The organism is Lysinibacillus irui (assembly GCF_028877475.1).
Lineage (GTDB): Bacteria > Bacillota > Bacilli > Bacillales_A > Planococcaceae > Lysinibacillus > Lysinibacillus irui.
In genome coordinates this window covers 1,039,572-1,057,403 of record NZ_CP113527.1, presented here as the reverse complement: position 1 = coordinate 1,057,403, position 17,832 = coordinate 1,039,572, and the positions used below count along the sequence as shown (strand labels likewise).

The following is a 17,832-nucleotide window of genomic DNA, read 5'->3' as shown; positions in this document are numbered from 1 at the left end:
ACCTTTACCTCACGAACTTATTTATAGAAATAATCTGCAATTGTTGTCAGTGCTGTTTCTACATTCGTAATAGATGTCACACCGAATGTGCTGTAATCAAGTACATAGATTTTATTATTTTTATAGGCTGATAATTGTTGCCAAGCGCTATTTTTTTCAATTTCTTGTTTAAATTTATCTTCATTTGCCCCGTGGTCACCCGATGCTAACACAAAAACAATGTCTGGGTCAGCCACAATAATATCTTCAAGATTCATAGGTGAATAAGTTGAATCTGCTTTTAACACAGATTTCGCAATATTGTCTGCCCCTAATCGTTCCACTAAGCTTCCTAAATAAGATTTGTCGTTCATTACCATAAAGGAATCCGATGTACCGATTACAAGCATTACGGAAGGTAATTCTTTGCCTTGTGCTTGAGCTTCTAACTCTTTTTCCTTTGCTACGATTCTTTGTAAAACGTCATTCATTTTTTCTTCTTTAGCAAAGTACGTACCTAGCACTTTAAAGCTCAATTTTAAGTCCTCATACGAATCTGTCGGTAAATAAGCTGTCGGCAAATTCATCCCTTGAAGTGCCTGATCGAGCGAGCTTTGTAGGGAGGAAGCTCCAATTATTAAATCCGATTGTAAGCTCGAGATGACCTCTAAGTCAGGTGACATAGGTGAGCCTATTTTTGTAATCGAATCAAAATCTGTTGGTATAGGATTGGTCGATGTTGGTACCCCTACAGGTGTAATTCCTAGGAGATGTAACATTTCTGTTAATGGAACCGAAGTGGTTACTATGTTTTCTGGTATGGTCGTTGGGAAGCTTGCTAATGCTTTTTGAAAGGCTTCTTCATCTACCCCATCCTGAATCTTGGCTTTTTGTACTTTAGCTGTATTAGCTGTTTCTTGTTGCTGTGTTTCTTCTTTCTTCACCTCTATGTCGATATTTTTATCTTCCTGCTCTACACAGCCAACTAGTGTTAATGAAATCACAAAGGTACTAGCGATAAGCCATTTTTTCACCTATATATCCTCCAATCAACTTTTTAATTGAAAATGATTTTCAATATCATTTATACTATCAAAGCTAATTGAGAATTACAACACCTAATTGATAAAGAGGAAAACACGAAAAAGGAGAACTTCGAAAATAATCAAAGTTCTCCTCTTACAATTATTTAATTTTGTTGACTTTATTCACTAGGACCGATAATCGAAATAGCTGGTTCTGCTTTTAATATTTTAGCAATTAGACGATCTATCGACTCCATCGATACAGCATCTATCGAGGCAAGAACATCGTCTACAGTTCGATGCTTCCGATGGACAAGTTCACTCGTTCCATTGCGATTCATACGAGCACCCGTCCCCTCTAATCCAAGAACGAAGCTCCCTTTCAGTTGCTCTTTCGCATTATCAAGCTCCTCCTCCGTAACACCGCCTGCAACAATATCCAGTAACGTGGCATCAATCGTATGTTGGAGCTGTGCTAATTGTTGACGGCTTGTACTACCATAAATCGTAAAAGCACCAACATCTGCATAACAGGATTGATAAGAAAAAATAGAATAAGCTAACCCGCGTTCTTCACGTACCTCCTGAAACAGACGAGAACTCATATTGCCTCCAATAATATTGTTCAGAGCAATAAAGCTATACATATCTGGATCTTTTACACCGATTGCTGGATAAGAAATGGCTAGATGGGCTTGCTCTGTATCGCGTATTTTTGTAATCTCTCCCGGATAAAATGGAGGATTTGTTAGCACAGGCGCTACAGCATGTGGTGAAGGCTGATATTGTCCAAATAAATCTTCAATCTTTTGTAAAAGCTGCGGAGAAATATTTCCTGCAATAGAAATTACAACAGACTCTGGACCATAATGTTTGGCCATATATTGTCGAATTGTTTCTGCTGTAAATGTCTTTAACGTAGCTGCAGTACCAAGTATTGGACGACCAAGTGCATCATTCGGATACATGACACTCCATAGCTTTTCATGCACATCATCATCAGGAGCATCTTCGCTCATTAATATTTCTTCTAACACCACTTGTCGTTCTTTTTCTAATTCTTCCTCTGCAAACGTAGAATTAAAAAACATATCAGCAAGTATTGTGACAGCGAGCTCGGCATGATGATCTAAAACTTTTGCATAGTAACATGTATTTTCTTTAGACGTGAATGCATTTAGCTCTCCTCCAATTCGATCAAATTCTTCCGCAATTTGACGAGCTGAGCGAGTAGATGTTCCTTTAAACAACATATGCTCAATAAAATGTGTAATACCATTCTCTTCAGGTAGTTCATAGCGGGAACCTGCATTCACAAAAATACCTAATGCAACTGATCGAACATGATCAATCTGCTCAGATACAATACGAACACCATTTTGACATGTATGTACTTGAACCAAAAAATCTCCCCCAATTCTTAATTTCTCTATTGTATAATTCCTAACATTCTTTTTGTTACTATCTAAAAAGGCTGCGCAATCATACGCAGCCCTTTGATCATTTTTATTTTTCTTGTTCAGCGCGTTCTTTTTCCTCTTGAATCACAACTTTACGAGATAAATTCACACGACCTTGCTTGTCGATTTCAATCACTTTAACAAGTAATTGATCACCAAGTTTTAAGACATCCTCTACTTGCTTCGTACGTTCCTCTTGAATTTCGGAAATGTGAAGTAAACCATCTTTTCCTGGGAAAATTTCACAGAATGCACCGAATTTTTCAATACGCTTCACTGTTGCTAAGTAGTATTCCCCTACTTTTGCTTCACGTACGATATCTTCAATAATTTGTTTTGCACGAGCATTCATTTCTTCATCAGCGGAAGAAATATAGATTGTACCATCTTGTTCCGTATCAATCTTAACGCCTGTCTCTTCAATAATTTTGTTAATTTGTTTACCACCAGGTCCAATTACATCGCGAATTTTATCTGGATTAATTTTCACAATAACAATTTTTGGTGCAAATTCAGATAACTTTTCACGTGGTTCTGAAAGTGTTGCTAGCATTGATTCTAGAATATGCATACGACCAACCTTAGCTTGTGTCAGTGCTTCTTCTAAAATATTGCGAGATAAACCATCGATTTTAATGTCCATTTGTAAAGCTGTTACACCTTTAGCTGTACCAGCAACTTTAAAGTCCATATCTCCTAGATGGTCTTCCATTCCTTGAATATCCGTTAAAATTGAATAGTGTTCACCTTTTTTAATAAGACCCATAGCAATACCTGCCACTGGTGCTTTTAATGGAACACCTGCATCCATCATCGCTAATGTTGATGCACAGATAGATGCTTGAGAAGTAGATCCGTTCGATTCAAGTACTTCTGATACACAACGAATTGTATATGGGAATTCTGATTCATCTGGAATAACTGCCTCTAATGCACGTTCACCTAACGCACCATGACCAATTTCACGACGGCCTGGTCCACGGATTGGGCCAGTTTCCCCTACAGAAAATTGTGGGAAGTTATAATGGTGCATAAAGCGTTTCGATTCTTCAACACCTAAACCGTCAATAATTTGTACATCACCTAGTGCGCCTAGTGTACAAATAGATAGTGCTTGTGTTTGTCCACGTGTAAACAGACCAGAACCATGTGTACGTTGTAATAAGCCTGTTTCAGAAGAAAGTGGTCGAATTTCATCTAGCTTACGACCATCTGGACGAATCTTATCTTCCGTAATTTGACGACGAACTTCATCTTTAACCATTTTATCTAAAATTGTATAAACTTGTTTCATTGTTTCATCATCGGCTTCTTGTTCTTCATAAGAAGCGATAATACGATCTTTTACAGCTTGAATCGCCTCATCACGTGCATGTTTCTCCGCAGTTTGAATAGCATCATGCATATCCGTCTCACAAGCTGCTTTTATGTCGGCTTGAATCGCCTCATCAATTTCAAATAGTGTCACAGGTAATTTTTCTTTACCTACTTCCGCCACAATTTGCTCTTGGAAAGCAATGATTTTTTTGATTTCTTCATGACCGAACATAATTGCTTCTAACATAATTTCTTCTGGAACTTCAAGTGCCCCTGCCTCAACCATGTTGATGGCATCTTTGTTCCCTGCAACAGATAAATGAATTGTCGAATGATTCGATTGTTCTACTGTCGGGTTTACGATGAATTCTCCGTCAATATAACCTACTTGTACACCAGCTATTGGCCCATCAAATGGAATATCTGAAATAGCTAAAGCTAATGATGAACCAACCATTGCTGCCATCTCTGAAGTACAATCAGGATCGTTTGACATAACCATAGAAATGACTTGTACCTCGTTACGGAAACCATCTGGGAACATCGGACGAATTGGACGGTCGATTAAACGGCTTGCTAAAATCGCTTTTTCAGATGGACGTCCTTCACGTTTAATAAAGCCGCCAGGAATTTTACCTGCAGCATATAGACGCTCTTCATAGTTAACTGTTAGTGGGAAGAAATCAAGTGGTTTAGGTGATTTAGACATTGTTGCTGTAGCAAGTACAGAAGTATCGCCATAGCGTACTAGTACGGCTCCGTTTGCTTGTTTTGCTAACTGTCCGACTTCAATTACAAGTGGACGGCCAGCCCATTCGTAGGAATAGACTTTCTTTTCGTTCATTCAATGAACCCCTCTCTATTATAAAAACACTTACTTCGTCTGTATGTACTAATAGTAAGTGTACCAAAAATGCTTGTTCTATGCTAAATAATATTTCATGAAATAATCATACATTTAAATTCAGTTATTGCCAATTTATTTAAGATTTATTTCTATATTTAATTGAAAAAGCATTTTGGTATATGGATTTTTTTATATTGATTCCTTCTTGACGAAAAGTAATGTATGTAAATGGAAGTAACTGTTATCAAACATTATTTTTTCTAGTGCAAGTTTTAACAATAGCTTTATTATAACATGGTGCTTAACATACAACATCTTACTAGTATAAAGAAAGTTCCGTATGTAGTAAAGTTTAAGCAATGGCTTGAGTGAACATTGGAAATGCAAGCCCCGAAAAACTATCTTTTACTGGCATGTCTGACTAATAGTCTCTCTTATAATTGAGAATAGTATTTTTATATTGATCAGTCTTTGTTGTGTAATAAAAAGTTATGGCTCTCTAATGAACAAAACCTAGGATAACCACTGCTTAGAAACATAAAAAAACTGTAGACAAACATAGGTTTGTCTACAGTTTAATACAGGAATACTTCCGCCTTTAATTAGCGACGTAAGCCTAAACGGTTGATTAGTTCACGGTAACGTTGTACGTCAGTTTCACGAAGATATTTTAATAAGTGACGACGACGACCTACCATTTTAAGAAGACCACGCTCAGAGTGGAAATCTTTTTTGTGTGTACGTAAGTGAGCATTTAGAGCGTTGATTTCCTCTGTTAATACTGCAACTTGTACTTCTGGTGAACCAGTGTCACTTTCGTGAGTACGGTACTCAGCGATAATTTCGTTTTTGCGTTCTTTTGTAATAGCCATTTGTATGGACCTCCTAAATTATAATTAATCCCCATTAGCACAGTAAACGTTGGAGTCATCGAAATACCGAGCTAAGGTTAAGCATTTATGCACTTATGAATGTTACCATAAATCAGTTAGTCAAGCAAGCAAAACGTAGACCTGAAGGATGTGAAGACAATGATGAAGTTAGCCTTCCAAGTCGTTAAAGTAGCGAATTGCTTCTTGTTTATCTTTTTCGATTTGTGTCTTCAACGCCTCAATACCATCAAATTTTCGTTCGCTTCGAATCCGTTTATACCAAGCTACATGTACTTCCTCACCATAGATATTTTTATCAAAGTTTAAAATATGAACTTCAATTGATAATTGCTTATCATTCGGATCTTTGAAAGTTGGTTTGTAGCCCACATTGCAGACCCCATCATACCAGTTATTTTGCACTAGTAAACGGACAGCATAGACACCACTTGCTGGAATAAAGGTTCCTTCTAATGCTTGGACATTCGCTGTAGGGAATCCGATTGTACGACCTCGTTTATCACCATGTACAACTATCCCATTGATTTCAAATGGTCTCCCTAATAGCTTTGTTGCCTCTTCCATATCGCCCTCTTGTAATAGCTTACGAATACGGGTAGAGCTAATTTTCTCAATATCGTCTGTTTTCTTCTCAACAACTGTTACACCATACTCACCATTACTTAGTGTACGCATATCGTCCATTGTTCCTTTACCAAATGCTCCAAACGAATAATCAAAGCCAGCTGTCACATGTTGAATATTTAATCCACGAATAAATGTATCAATAAACGCTGCTGGTGAAAGCTTGGCAAAATCTGATGTGAAATGGACAACAAACACTTTATCCACACCCTGTTCCTCAAACAGTTGTAATTTCTGTTGTAAGAGTGTAATATAAAACACTTTTTCGTTCCGTCCACCAAGGACTAATGAAGGATGTGGATCGAATGTCATCACTGCAGTTGGAATTTGACGTTTGTCCCCCTCTTCCTTAGCTGCCTTGATCACTGCTTGATGCCCTCTATGTACACCATCGAAAAAACCAAGCGCTAGTGAATATGCCTGCATGCTTTCTCGTTGCTGTAATTGATGTGGGTATTTTAAATGAATGACCTCCATTGAAAAATCCTCCTACTCTATCGTCGGAAACATCTTGTGTGGCTTCATCAAACCATCCTTCGTAGGGTGAGCCTGATAAACCGCAACTGCCTTTCCATTGATTCCAAACACAATTTTATCATGACTCTTTAATAATGCATCTGCTGGAAGCACTTGTCCATTGAAAATTTCTTTTTCATTGGCGGCAGTAATCTCAATATATGGATAGTCTGCTAATGCATACTCGACAGGTAAAATACAGGTAGTTACTTGCTCTGCATCCATTAGCTCTGCAACTTGTGCTAATGTAAAACAGTTGTCACGTGTAAAGGTACCAGAGGCCGTTCTTACAAGCTCCTTCATATGTGCTGGATAGCCTAGCGCTTCACCAATTTGCACAGCTAATGTACGAATATAAGTCCCTTTACTACACGCGATTCGGACAGGAAATGTTATTTCTTGCCCCTCATATAGTTCTACCTTGTCAAGAAGCTCTAAATCATAAATGGTTACTTGACGAGTTGGTCTTTCAACCGTTTCGCCTTTTCGAGCATATTCATAGAGGCGCTTCCCATTTACTTTTACTGCTGAAAACATGGGTGGTGTTTGTTCAATAGCACCTGTTAATGAAGCTAGAACCTCTAGTAATTGCTTACGAGAAAATGTTTTCACTGTCTGATCTTGTTCAACCGTTTCGCCTTCTGCATCTTCCGTTGTCGTTGTACGACCTATCGAAATGATAGCTTCATAGGTCTTCCCTGCATCAGTTAAATATTCTGCAATTCGAGTTGCTTGACCAATACAAATTGGTAGCACACCTTCAACACCTGGATCCAGTGTACCTGTATGTCCAACTTTTTTTGTCCGCAAAATTTTGCGTAATTTAAAGACACAATCATGGCTTGTCATGCCTCTTTCTTTCCAAAGCGGTAAAATACCGTTCATATAGCTCCTCCCAATTGCCTTCATTCATTTCGCAGTGCATCCTCACTGCTATCATTTTTTACAGTATGAAGATAAAAAGTCTGCCTGCATAAACATGCATGTGGCAGACTTTTTCAACTTATTCTTTGTGTAAATCTCTTAGCAATGTATCAATACGGTTACCATATTCAATCGATGAATCAAATTCGAAGATTAATTCTGGTGTACGTCGTAAACGAATGCGTGACCCGATTTCAGAGCGAATAAAGCCCGAAGCTTTTACTAACGCTTTAAGCGTGTCCTCTCGTTCACGTTCATTGCCTAAAGATGTAATATAAATTGTCGCTTGCTGTAAATCACCTGTTACTTCAACACCTGTAACCGTAACAAAACCAACACGCGGATCTTTTATTTTACGACCAAGAATATCACCGAGCTCCTTTTTCATTTGCTCAGCAACACGGTTTGAACGTAGAGACATATTTGTCACCTCTATTTCGATGTACAGATAGTTGTGTGTACCATGCTTTCGTAAGCTTGGACAACTACCTATTACTACTTATAAATAATCTCGCCACACATTAAGCTGTTCCCATGACGGATTTGACTCTAAATAGTGGAGCGCGTGATTAATTTCGCGTTCAGCTGCTTCTTTAGACGAAGAAACAGCAACAAGTGCTAATTTCGTACGCTGCCATACATTTTGATGGTCAATTTCCGCAATAGATACATTAAATTTCTGCTTGGTGCGGGTAATCATACGCTGTAGGACAGCACGTTTTTCCTTTAACGAATGGGCAGTTTGAATAATGAATTCAACTTCTGCATACACGATCATTAGACGCGTTTAACTTCTTCCATAATATAGGCTTCAATAATATCGCCTTCTTTAATATCGTTGAAGTTTGTAATGGTAATACCACATTCGTATCCTTTTGCAACTTCTTTTACTTCATCCTTGAAGCGTTTAAGTGTATCTAGCTCACCTTCAAAAATAACTACGTTATCACGAATTACACGAACACCTGAATCACGTGTTACTTTTCCTTCAGTTACGTATGAACCAGCAATCGTACCAACTTTAGATACTTTAATTGTTTGACGAACTTCTGCTTGACCAATAATTTTCTCTTCGAACTCAGGATCAAGCATACCTTTCATTGCTTGTTCAATCTCTTCAATTACTTTATAAATAATACGGTGTAAACGGATATCTACGCCTTCTTCTTCAGCTGCACGCTTTGCGTTTGCATCTGGACGTACGTTGAATCCAATAACAATTGCATTTGAAGCCGCTGCCAAAGAAATATCTGATTCCGTAATAGCACCAGCACCTGTGTGAATGATTTTCACATTTACGCCTTCCACATCAATTTTCATTAATGAGGCAGCCATTGCTTCAACAGTACCTTGAACATCAGCCTTCACAATTAGGTTAAGCTCTTTCATTTCACCCTGACTCATTTGTTCAAATAAGTTATCAAGTGTTACACGTTGTTTTTCTGAACGTTGCGCTTGGATTGCTGACATCGCACGAGTTTCCCCAACTTGGCGTGCTGTTTTTTCATCTTCAAAAACAACGAAGCGGTCACCTGCTTGAGGTACATCATTTAAACCTGTAATTTCCACTGGTGTTGATGGTCCAGCTTCTTTTACACGACGACCTTTGTCATTCACCATCGCACGAACTCGGCCATACGTATGACCAACAACGATTGGGTCACCTACTTTTAACGTTCCATCTTGTACTAAAAGTGTAGCAACAGAACCGCGTCCTTTATCAAGCTGCGCCTCAATAACCGTACCAAGCGCTAAACGATCTGAATTTGCTTTAAGTTCGCCAACTTCCGCAACAAGTAAAATCATTTCTAGTAATGTATCAATGCCTTCACCTTTTAATGCTGAAATTGGTACGAAAATTGTATCGCCACCCCATGCTTCAGGAACTAGGCCGTGCTCTGTTAATTCTTGCATTACACGATCTGGATTTGCTGATGGTTTATCCATTTTATTCACAGCAACGATAATTGGTACTTCAGCTGCTTTAGCATGATTAATCGCTTCTACTGTTTGTGGCATAACACCATCGTCAGCAGCAACTACTAAAATTGTTAAATCTGTAACTTTCGCTCCACGTGCTCGCATTGTAGTGAAAGCAGCATGCCCTGGTGTATCAAGGAATGTAATTTTCTTGTCGCCTTCTGTCACTTGGTATGCACCAATATGTTGTGTAATACCACCAGCTTCTCCAGCTGTCACTTTCGTGTGGCGGATAGAATCTAATAATGTTGTTTTACCATGGTCAACGTGTCCCATAATTGTTACTACTGGCGGACGTTCTGATAGATCTGCCTCGTTTACTTCTTCAGTTTGCTCGAAGTGAGTTTCTAAATCCGTAATATCTACACGGATTTCTTCTTCAACTTCTACACCATAGTCTGCGCAAATTAATTCAATTGCATCCTTATCTAATTCTTGGTTAATTGTTGCCATTACACCAAGCATAAATAGTTTTTTAATGATTTCCGATGGCTCACGGTGTAATTTTTTTGCTAATTCTGCAACTGATAATGATTCAACAAAAGTAATTTTTTCTGGAAGTTCCTTTTGTTTTACTGGTATTGATGGTTGATGCGTTTTTGGATGGCGACGTTTGCCTCCATGAATCCCTGGTTTTGGACGTTGGTTATAACCACCGCCACCTCTACGATTATTATTGTTATTATTATTATTTTGTGTCATATTTCTATTTTGATTACCTTTTGTATTCTTAGATTTTTCGTTAGACGAATTTGAGTTTTGCTGTGCGTGTTGCTGATTGTTTGCTTTAGGTTTAGAAGTAGCAGATTGCTGCCTTTGTCCCTCTTGCTTCTTCACCGAATGCTGTGGTTTTTGCTGGCCATTCGATTGAGGTCTTTGTGCCATGTTTTGAGTTGATTGTTTTGCTACATTTTTCTCAGGTGTTGCTTTAAATGATTGGTTTAACTTAGCCACAATATCTTTCTCCAACATAGACATGTGGTTTGTTACACTCACATTTAATTTACTTAGTGCTTCAATAACCTCTTTACTCGTTTTATTCACTTGCTTTGCATATTCATGAACTCTGATTTTGGTCATCTGCTCACCCCCGATTAGTTTTCGTTGAGTAGACTAGACAATTTACTTGCAAAACCTTTATCGGTAATAGCTAAAGCCACTCGGGCCTCCTTACCTGTAGCATGTCCTAGATCATAACGATCTCCAATTACATGATACTCAACGTTGTAGTACGTGCACTTATCTTGAATTTTCTTGCTAGAGTTTTTAGAAGCATCGTTTGCAAGCAGTACTAACTTAGCATTGCCATTGCGGACTTCCTTTACTACTAACTCTTCTCCTGAAATCACTTTACGTGCTCTTGCCGCAATCCCAAGCAAATTAAATATTGCTTGATTCATCATAAAATTGACTCCCTACGAATCAGCAAAATCAGTTCTTCGTATATTTCTTCAGGAATTTTCACATCAAGTTGGTGCCCTAATACATTTTTCTTACGTGCGATGTCAACTGCCTTCTCTGATTTCGAGACATACGCACCACGTCCTGGTTTTTTTCCAGAGACATCTACACTTACTTCGCCCTCTTTGGAGCGAACAACACGTATCATCTCTTTCTTCGGTAGCATTTCTCCAGTTGCTACACATTTACGAAGAGGTACTTTTTTGTTTACAGCCATAAGAATCACCATTCCTCTCTGAAGCTTGTCGTAAGAGGTGGACAAGTCATGCTCTACTTGACGCTCTGACAGTATTCAGTCGGCGTAGGGGGCCCACTGAATACTGTCAGCTGACTTGTCACACGGGCTTTCTTACTTATTCTTCGTCGTCTTGATATAAGTCTACTGCCACATCATCAAAATCACTTTCTTCATCGTCAGCAGGGATGAAAGTGCTTGTAGCAGAAGGATAAATACCTAGCTCACGAGCATCTGTCTCACTCTTAATATCAATTTTCCAACCAGTAAGCTTCGCAGCTAAACGTGCATTTTGCCCACGTTTACCAATCGCAAGTGATAATTGATAGTCTGGAACAACAACTGTTGTCGATTTTTCTTCCTCATTCACTTGAACGTCTAATACCTTTGATGGGCTTAAAGCATTCGCAACGAATACTACTGGATCTTCAGACCATTCTACGATATCAATTTTTTCACCATTTAGTTCATTGACAATTGTTTGTACACGAGCGCCTTTTGCCCCAACACATGAACCTACTGGGTCAACTTCTTCATTATGGGCATAGACAGAAATTTTAGAGCGATCTCCCGCTTCTCGAGCGATTGATTTAATCTCAACAATGCCTTCATAAATTTCAGGTACTTCCATCTCAAATAATCGGCGTAATAAACCTGGATGTGTACGTGACACAATCACTTGTGGACCACGTGTTGTACGTTCAACTTTTGTGATATACACTTTAATACGATCATGAGGATGGTAAGATTCACCTTGGATTTGTTCGTTAATTGGCAGAGCTGCTTCTACTTTACCTAAACCTACATAGATATTTCGAGCATCTAAACGTTCAACAACACCTGTTACGATATCATCTTCACGGTCCACATATTGTTCATAAATTAAACCGCGTTCCGCCTCACGTACACGTTGTGTCACCACTTGTTTAGCCGTCTGAGCAGCAATGCGTCCAAAATTACGTGGCGTTACTTCCTGCTCCACGATATCCTCTAGCTGGTAAGCTGGATTAATTGCTTTTGCATCTTCTAAAGCAATTTGCAAACGATCATCCTCTACCTCTTCCACAACATCTTTACGTGAAAATACGCGAATAGAGCCCTTATCTAAATTTAAGTCCACACGAACATTTTGTGCTTGGTTAAAGTTGCGTTTGTAAGCTGTAACTAATGCCGCTTCAATGGCTTCAATTAACACATCTCTTGAAATTCCTTTTTGTTCTTCTAGCGCATTCAGCGCATCTAACAAATCACTACTCATTTTATTTTCACTCCTAAATATGCATTATGCTGAAAAATCGATGGCAAGTCGTGCCAATGCGATTTTTTCTTGTTCAATTGTTACTGTTATTTTACGCGTTTTAATACGCACTTCCATCACTAATGTATGTTCATCGTATGACGTTAAGTAGCCTTGGAATTCCTTCATGTCCTTGATGGGCTCATAGGTTTTTACATAAATAAATTTGCCAATTGCTTTTTGAAAATCAGTATCTTTTTTTAATGGACGCTCTGCTCCAGGTGAAGAAACTTCTAAATAATAGTTTTGTGTAATTGGATCTTTTTCATCCAATAGCAAACTTAGTCGTTCACTAACTTGAGCACATTGGTCAATGTCAATTCCACCCTCAGGCGTATCAACGTAGACACGTAAAAACCAGTTACGTCCTTCTTTGACGAACTCAATATCCACTAGCTCAAGATTTAACTCATCCACAATTGGTTTAGCGAGCTCTTCAATTAAAGATGGTACTTTGCTCATTGTTTCCTCCTGTATCTATCAAATTCTAGCGTATGAACTGTTCATCACTGCCATTGATTCAGTAATGAACCTAAATAAAACAGAAATTCCACCAGTTGCTTTGGTGAAATTTTACGGTCTTACCTGCTGTTAGTCAAAATTTGTTTTGCTACGGTATAACAACAGAAAAGAGCGGGAAGGACCCACTCTTTTGCTGGAAAAATATCAACAAATTATTACCATAAGGATAGCACAGTTCTCGACACAATGCAAATTTCCTTCATTGAAGATAACCATATTGTGTCAGGAATTTGAAATTCTCTGTAACGTAACCTGACAAATTAAATTCCATACTAAAATAGTGATAACTGATTGGCATCAGGCATGCCTTCTAGACAACCAAGTTGATCCATGTATTCAATAAGTGTTTTCGATACACGACCACGTTGCTGTAAATCTTCCTTCGATAAAAACTCTCCCTCTTCACGGGCAGCTACAATCGTTTTGGCAACGTTGGTTCCAAGCCCTGGAATTGCATCAAATGGCGGAATAAGCGAATTCCCATCTATGACAAATTCACTTGCCTGTGAACGGTATAAGTCAACTTTTTGGAAGCTCATGCCTCGTTCGCACATTTCTAGTGCAAGCTCCAGCACCGTTAATAAGTTTTTCTCTTTTGTTGATGCATCTAAGCCCTTCATATTGATTTCATCGATACGTGCACGAATCATTTGTGAACCCTGAACCATTGCAATTAAATCAAAATCATCTGCACGGACAGTGAAATACGCTGCATAATACAGGATTGGGAAATGTACCTTAAACCATGCTATACGTACAGCCATTAAAACGTAAGCTGCCGCATGGGCTTTCGGGAACATGTATTTGATCTTTTTACATGATTCGATATACCAGCCAGGTACTTTATTAGCAAGCATCTCGGCTTCAAATTCCTCCGATAAACCTTTCCCTTTACGTACAGACTCCATGATTTTAAATGCTAGCGATGGTTCTAAACCTTGGTAAATTAAATACACCATAATATCGTCACGACAACCAATTACTTCCTTTAGCACACATGTGCCATTTTGAATTAGTTCCTGTGCATTGCCGAGCCATACGTCTGTTCCATGGGATAGTCCAGAAATTTGCACAAGCTCCGAGAATGTTGAGGGCTTTGTATCCTCTAGCATTTGACGCACGAAGCGGGTACCAAACTCTGGAATACCTAAAGTTCCGGTTTTACAGCCAATTTGTTTTTCTGTTACCCCTAAAGTTTCTGGAGAACTAAAAATTTTCATTACGACAGGATCATCGGTTGGAATTGTTTTTGGATCAATTCCTGATAAATCCTGGAGCATCCTAATAACAGTCGGATCATCGTGTCCTAGTATATCCAGCTTTAAAATATTGTCATGGATAGAGTGGAAATCAAAATGAGTTGTCCGCCATTCCGAATCCTGTGCATCCGCTGGGTACTGTACAGGAGAGAAATCATATATATCCATATAATCAGGTACTACAATTATCCCTCCAGGGTGTTGTCCCGTTGTACGTTTTACACCTGTACAGCCTTGAACTAAACGATCTACTTCTGCTCCTCGGAAATGTAGATTATGATCACTCGCATAACCTTTTACATAGCCATATGCAGTTTTTTCCGCAACGGTACCAATAGTTCCAGCACGGTACACGTAATCCTCTCCAAATAGCACCTTTGTATAGTTATGAGCTTGTGGCTGATATTCACCTGAAAAGTTCAAATCGATATCTGGTACCTTATCCCCTTTAAAGCCAAGGAAGGTTTCAAATGGAATATCTTGGCCATCTTTTTTATATGGCGTGCCACATTCTGTACAGTCCTTATTTGGCAAGTCGAAGCCAGAGCTAACCGAACCATCATCAAAAAACTCGGAATGCTTACAATTGGGACAAACATAATGAGGAGGTAGTGGGTTTACCTCTGTTATTTCCATAAAGGTTGCAACTAATGAGGAACCAACCGAACCACGTGAACCTACTAAATAGCCATCAGCTAATGATTTTTTCACTAGCTTGGCCGAAATTAAGTAAATTACGCCAAACCCGTGACCTAAAATTGATTTTAATTCCTTTTCAATTCGAGCCTTTACAATTTCAGGTAACTCTTCACCATAAATACGATGAGCCATTTCATAGGTTAAATTCGTTACTTCATCATCTGAGCCTTCAATTTTTGGTGTATAAAGGTCATCTTTAATCGGTTTAACATCCCCAATGCTTGCAGCAATTTTTTGAGCATTTGTCACCACGACTTCTTTTGCAAGGTCAGGTCCTAAAAAGTCAAATTCCTTCAGCATTTCATCTGTTGTTCTAAAATGAACTTCTGGTAGCTTGGAACGATTTAAAATATTCGCCCCACCTTGAGACCCTATAAGTATTTGTCTAAACATAGCATCTGTCGGATCTAAATAATGGACGTTACCAGTGGCCACAACAGGTTTATCTAGCTTCTTCCCTAATTTCACAAGCTTACGGATAATATCCTCTAATGTCCATTCATCACGCACGACATTGCGTTCAATTAAAGGAGCATAGACCGCCTTCGGTTGTACCTCAATATAGTCATAGAAACGAGCGACTTGCTCTGCTTCCTCAGGTGATTTATTCATCATTGTTTCGAATAATTCGCCGTTATTACATCCTGAACCGACCAACAAACCTTCTCTATATTGCTCGAGGACAGCTCGTGTCACACGAGGAACACGATAGAATGTTTTGGTATGGGAGTGTGAGACCAGTTTAAATAAATTTTTTAAACCTGCATTGTCGACTGCTAAAATTGTACAATGCATTGGTCGCCCCTTTTTATAGGCGTCACCCCCACCTATGTGCTTATTAAAGTCATCATGGTATTTGATGGCTAATTCATCTGCATCTTTTAAAAGTTGCAGCAGTAGATATCCAGTCGCCTCAGTATCATAAATCGCTCGGTGATGTTGTGTTAATTCAATATTGAATTTTTTACACAATGTATTTAAGCGATGGTTTTTCATCGTAGGATAAAGTAATCTGGCAAGCTCTAACGTATCAATTACTGGATGTACCGTTTCTTCAAGACCAAATTTTTTATAGCCAGTATACAAGAAACCAATATCAAATGATGCGTTATGAGCGACGACAATCGCATCACCAATAAATGCATGAAACTCCTTAATAACCTGCTCTACTTCTGGTGCGTTTCGAACCATATCATCTGTAATCCCTGTTAATTCAATTGTAGTAGCTGAAAGTGGATGATGAGGGTTCGCAAAGCTTTCGTATTTATCGATGACTTGGCCATCTTTAATTTTTACTGCGGCAAGTTCAATAATTGTATCGTAAGCTGTAGATAATCCTGTCGTTTCCACGTCAAAGACAACATACGTTGCATCTGCTAATAAACGATGCTCTGGAGCATAGGCAATCGGAACCCCGTCATCAACTAAATTAGCCTCTAGACCATAAATTATTTTAATCCCATGTTTTTTCCCTGCTGCATATGCTTCTGGGAAAGATTGTACAACCGCATGATCTGTAATAGCGATAGCTGGGTGACCCCACTTTGCAGCCTGTGCTACTAGTCGATCAACAGGCGTAACAGCGTCCATTTGACTCATTGGTGTATGCAAATGCAATTCAACACGTTTTTCACCCTCAGGTGCGAGATCCTGTCGTGTTTCTTTTTTGATTTCATTAATGTCGTTGGCCATGACAATTAAATCACGGATGAACGTATCTGTTTGTACGGAGCCTCGAACTTTTACCCACATACCCTTTTTCAAATGCTGCATCAATTCTGCATCATCATTATCACGAGAGAACATTTTGACTACGATAGAATCTGTATAGTCGGTAATTTTAATTTGTAATAAGGAACGCCCACTTTTCAGTTCTCTAATTTCGGTATCAAAGACAAAACCTTCTATAATGACACGACGCTCTTCTTCGACAATTCGTTTAATTTCCATCGTTTCATCATCTTTAATATGCATCCCAAGTTGGAATGGACGATCTCCTAGGCTCGCTGCTGCTGGATTGTCCTTTTTCTCCTGCTCTCGTTTTTGGAAATCTTGCATTGCTTGCTGAGCCAATGCCGCTTCCTCTATACGCTTCTGCTCCATAAATGCTTCCTGAGCAGCAATCATTTCCTCGGTTTCTTCCTGTAGTACAAAATCTATTGCCATATGCGGGAAACCAAACTGACTATAGCTTTCTGCCAGTTTGTCTGCATACTTTGTTTTTAACATCATATATTCCATTTCCTGCATACAGGATAACGTTATTTTTTGACCATTCCACATTGGCATTTGGGAAATAAGACAGCTTTTTAGTGTTGGCGCCATCTCATCAATTTGCTCAACAACACTTAACCAGTAAGCCTGCACAAGTTCCTCTGTTACACTTTTTTCTAGCGTCTCAAACGTTGTATATATTTGCGCTATTGCTGCAAATTTTTCTGTTAAATGAGTGCGGAAAAGCTGGTAAAGTGGAAACGGAAGAATATCTCTTAATCTAATAGTAAAATGCCACAGTCTGTCCTTTTTATGGACAGTAAGACGTGATAATTCACCTTCTTCAAAAAATGACATGTATACATCATCTGTTAACTCAAGTTGCTGCAAGAGCATTCGAAATCTCATTCTTGCCTCTTGTTGCTGTTCCAATCTATCGACACCTACTTTCAGAAAGAGGCAGTCCATAAAGCCTCATCTTCTATTTCGCCATAACACATGACGAGAATTCAAGAAAAAAATTCGCTCCCTCACTGCGGGCGCTCTTCAAGTTTAACAGAGTTTGTACCATCTGTTCTAT

At 38.8% G+C, this 17,832-nt stretch carries 14 protein-coding genes; all 14 read right to left on the bottom strand.

The window, feature by feature from the left end; genetic code table 11:
• Positions 1-17 precede the first annotated feature (17 nt).
• Positions 18-1,013 carry an ABC transporter substrate-binding protein gene (locus OU989_RS04985; protein ID WP_274796017.1) on the bottom strand — a complete coding sequence of 332 codons (996 nt, stop codon included), beginning with the start codon at positions 1,011-1,013 and terminating at the stop codon, positions 18-20.
• Between the two features lie 170 nt (positions 1,014-1,183).
• Positions 1,184-2,407, bottom strand: coding sequence for a M16 family metallopeptidase (locus tag OU989_RS04980; protein WP_274796016.1), 1,224 nt, complete (start codon positions 2,405-2,407; stop codon positions 1,184-1,186).
• Positions 2,408-2,510: 103 nt separating this feature from the next.
• Positions 2,511-4,625, bottom strand: coding sequence for a polyribonucleotide nucleotidyltransferase (gene pnp / locus OU989_RS04975; RefSeq protein WP_274796015.1), 2,115 nt, complete (start codon positions 4,623-4,625; stop codon positions 2,511-2,513).
• 605 nt (positions 4,626-5,230) lie between these two features.
• Positions 5,231-5,500: a 30S ribosomal protein S15 gene (gene rpsO / locus OU989_RS04970; protein WP_036121378.1), complete on the bottom strand. Its 270-nt coding sequence runs from the start codon at positions 5,498-5,500 to the stop codon at positions 5,231-5,233.
• Between the two features lie 168 nt (positions 5,501-5,668).
• Complete coding sequence (gene ribF / locus OU989_RS04965; protein WP_274796011.1) at positions 5,669-6,622, bottom strand: riboflavin biosynthesis protein RibF; 954 nt, start codon at positions 6,620-6,622, stop codon at positions 5,669-5,671.
• Between the two features lie 12 nt (positions 6,623-6,634).
• Positions 6,635-7,546 carry a tRNA pseudouridine(55) synthase TruB gene (gene truB, locus OU989_RS04960; protein WP_274796010.1) on the bottom strand — a complete coding sequence of 304 codons (912 nt, stop codon included), beginning with the start codon at positions 7,544-7,546 and terminating at the stop codon, positions 6,635-6,637.
• A gap of 118 nt (positions 7,547-7,664) precedes the next feature.
• Positions 7,665-8,006: a 30S ribosome-binding factor RbfA gene (rbfA, locus tag OU989_RS04955; protein ID WP_274796009.1), complete on the bottom strand. Its 342-nt coding sequence runs from the start codon at positions 8,004-8,006 to the stop codon at positions 7,665-7,667.
• Between the two features lie 78 nt (positions 8,007-8,084).
• Entirely contained in the window at positions 8,085-8,363 is a 279-nt protein-coding gene (locus OU989_RS04950; protein ID WP_008178987.1) for a DUF503 domain-containing protein, read from the bottom strand.
• Positions 8,363-10,645, bottom strand: coding sequence for a translation initiation factor IF-2 (gene infB, locus OU989_RS04945; protein WP_274796008.1), 2,283 nt, complete (start codon positions 10,643-10,645; stop codon positions 8,363-8,365). The genes OU989_RS04950 and infB overlap by 1 nt, the downstream gene beginning before the upstream one ends.
• Before the next feature lie 14 nt (positions 10,646-10,659).
• Positions 10,660-10,968, bottom strand: coding sequence for a YlxQ family RNA-binding protein (locus OU989_RS04940; RefSeq protein ID WP_016994544.1), 309 nt, complete (start codon positions 10,966-10,968; stop codon positions 10,660-10,662).
• Complete coding sequence (rnpM, locus tag OU989_RS04935) at positions 10,965-11,243, bottom strand: RNase P modulator RnpM (protein WP_274796007.1); 279 nt, start codon at positions 11,241-11,243, stop codon at positions 10,965-10,967. The genes OU989_RS04940 and rnpM overlap by 4 nt, the downstream gene beginning before the upstream one ends.
• A gap of 136 nt (positions 11,244-11,379) precedes the next feature.
• Positions 11,380-12,519 carry a transcription termination factor NusA gene (nusA, locus tag OU989_RS04930; protein ID WP_274796006.1) on the bottom strand — a complete coding sequence of 380 codons (1,140 nt, stop codon included), beginning with the start codon at positions 12,517-12,519 and terminating at the stop codon, positions 11,380-11,382.
• A 24-nt stretch (positions 12,520-12,543) separates the two neighbouring features.
• Positions 12,544-13,020: a ribosome maturation factor RimP gene (gene rimP, locus OU989_RS04925; RefSeq protein ID WP_274796005.1), complete on the bottom strand. Its 477-nt coding sequence runs from the start codon at positions 13,018-13,020 to the stop codon at positions 12,544-12,546.
• A gap of 332 nt (positions 13,021-13,352) precedes the next feature.
• The gene (locus OU989_RS04920) at positions 13,353-17,684 is read right to left on the bottom strand and encodes a PolC-type DNA polymerase III (RefSeq protein ID WP_274796004.1); all 4,332 of its coding nucleotides are present in this window, start codon (positions 17,682-17,684) and stop codon (positions 13,353-13,355) included.
• Positions 17,685-17,832 lie beyond the last annotated feature (148 nt).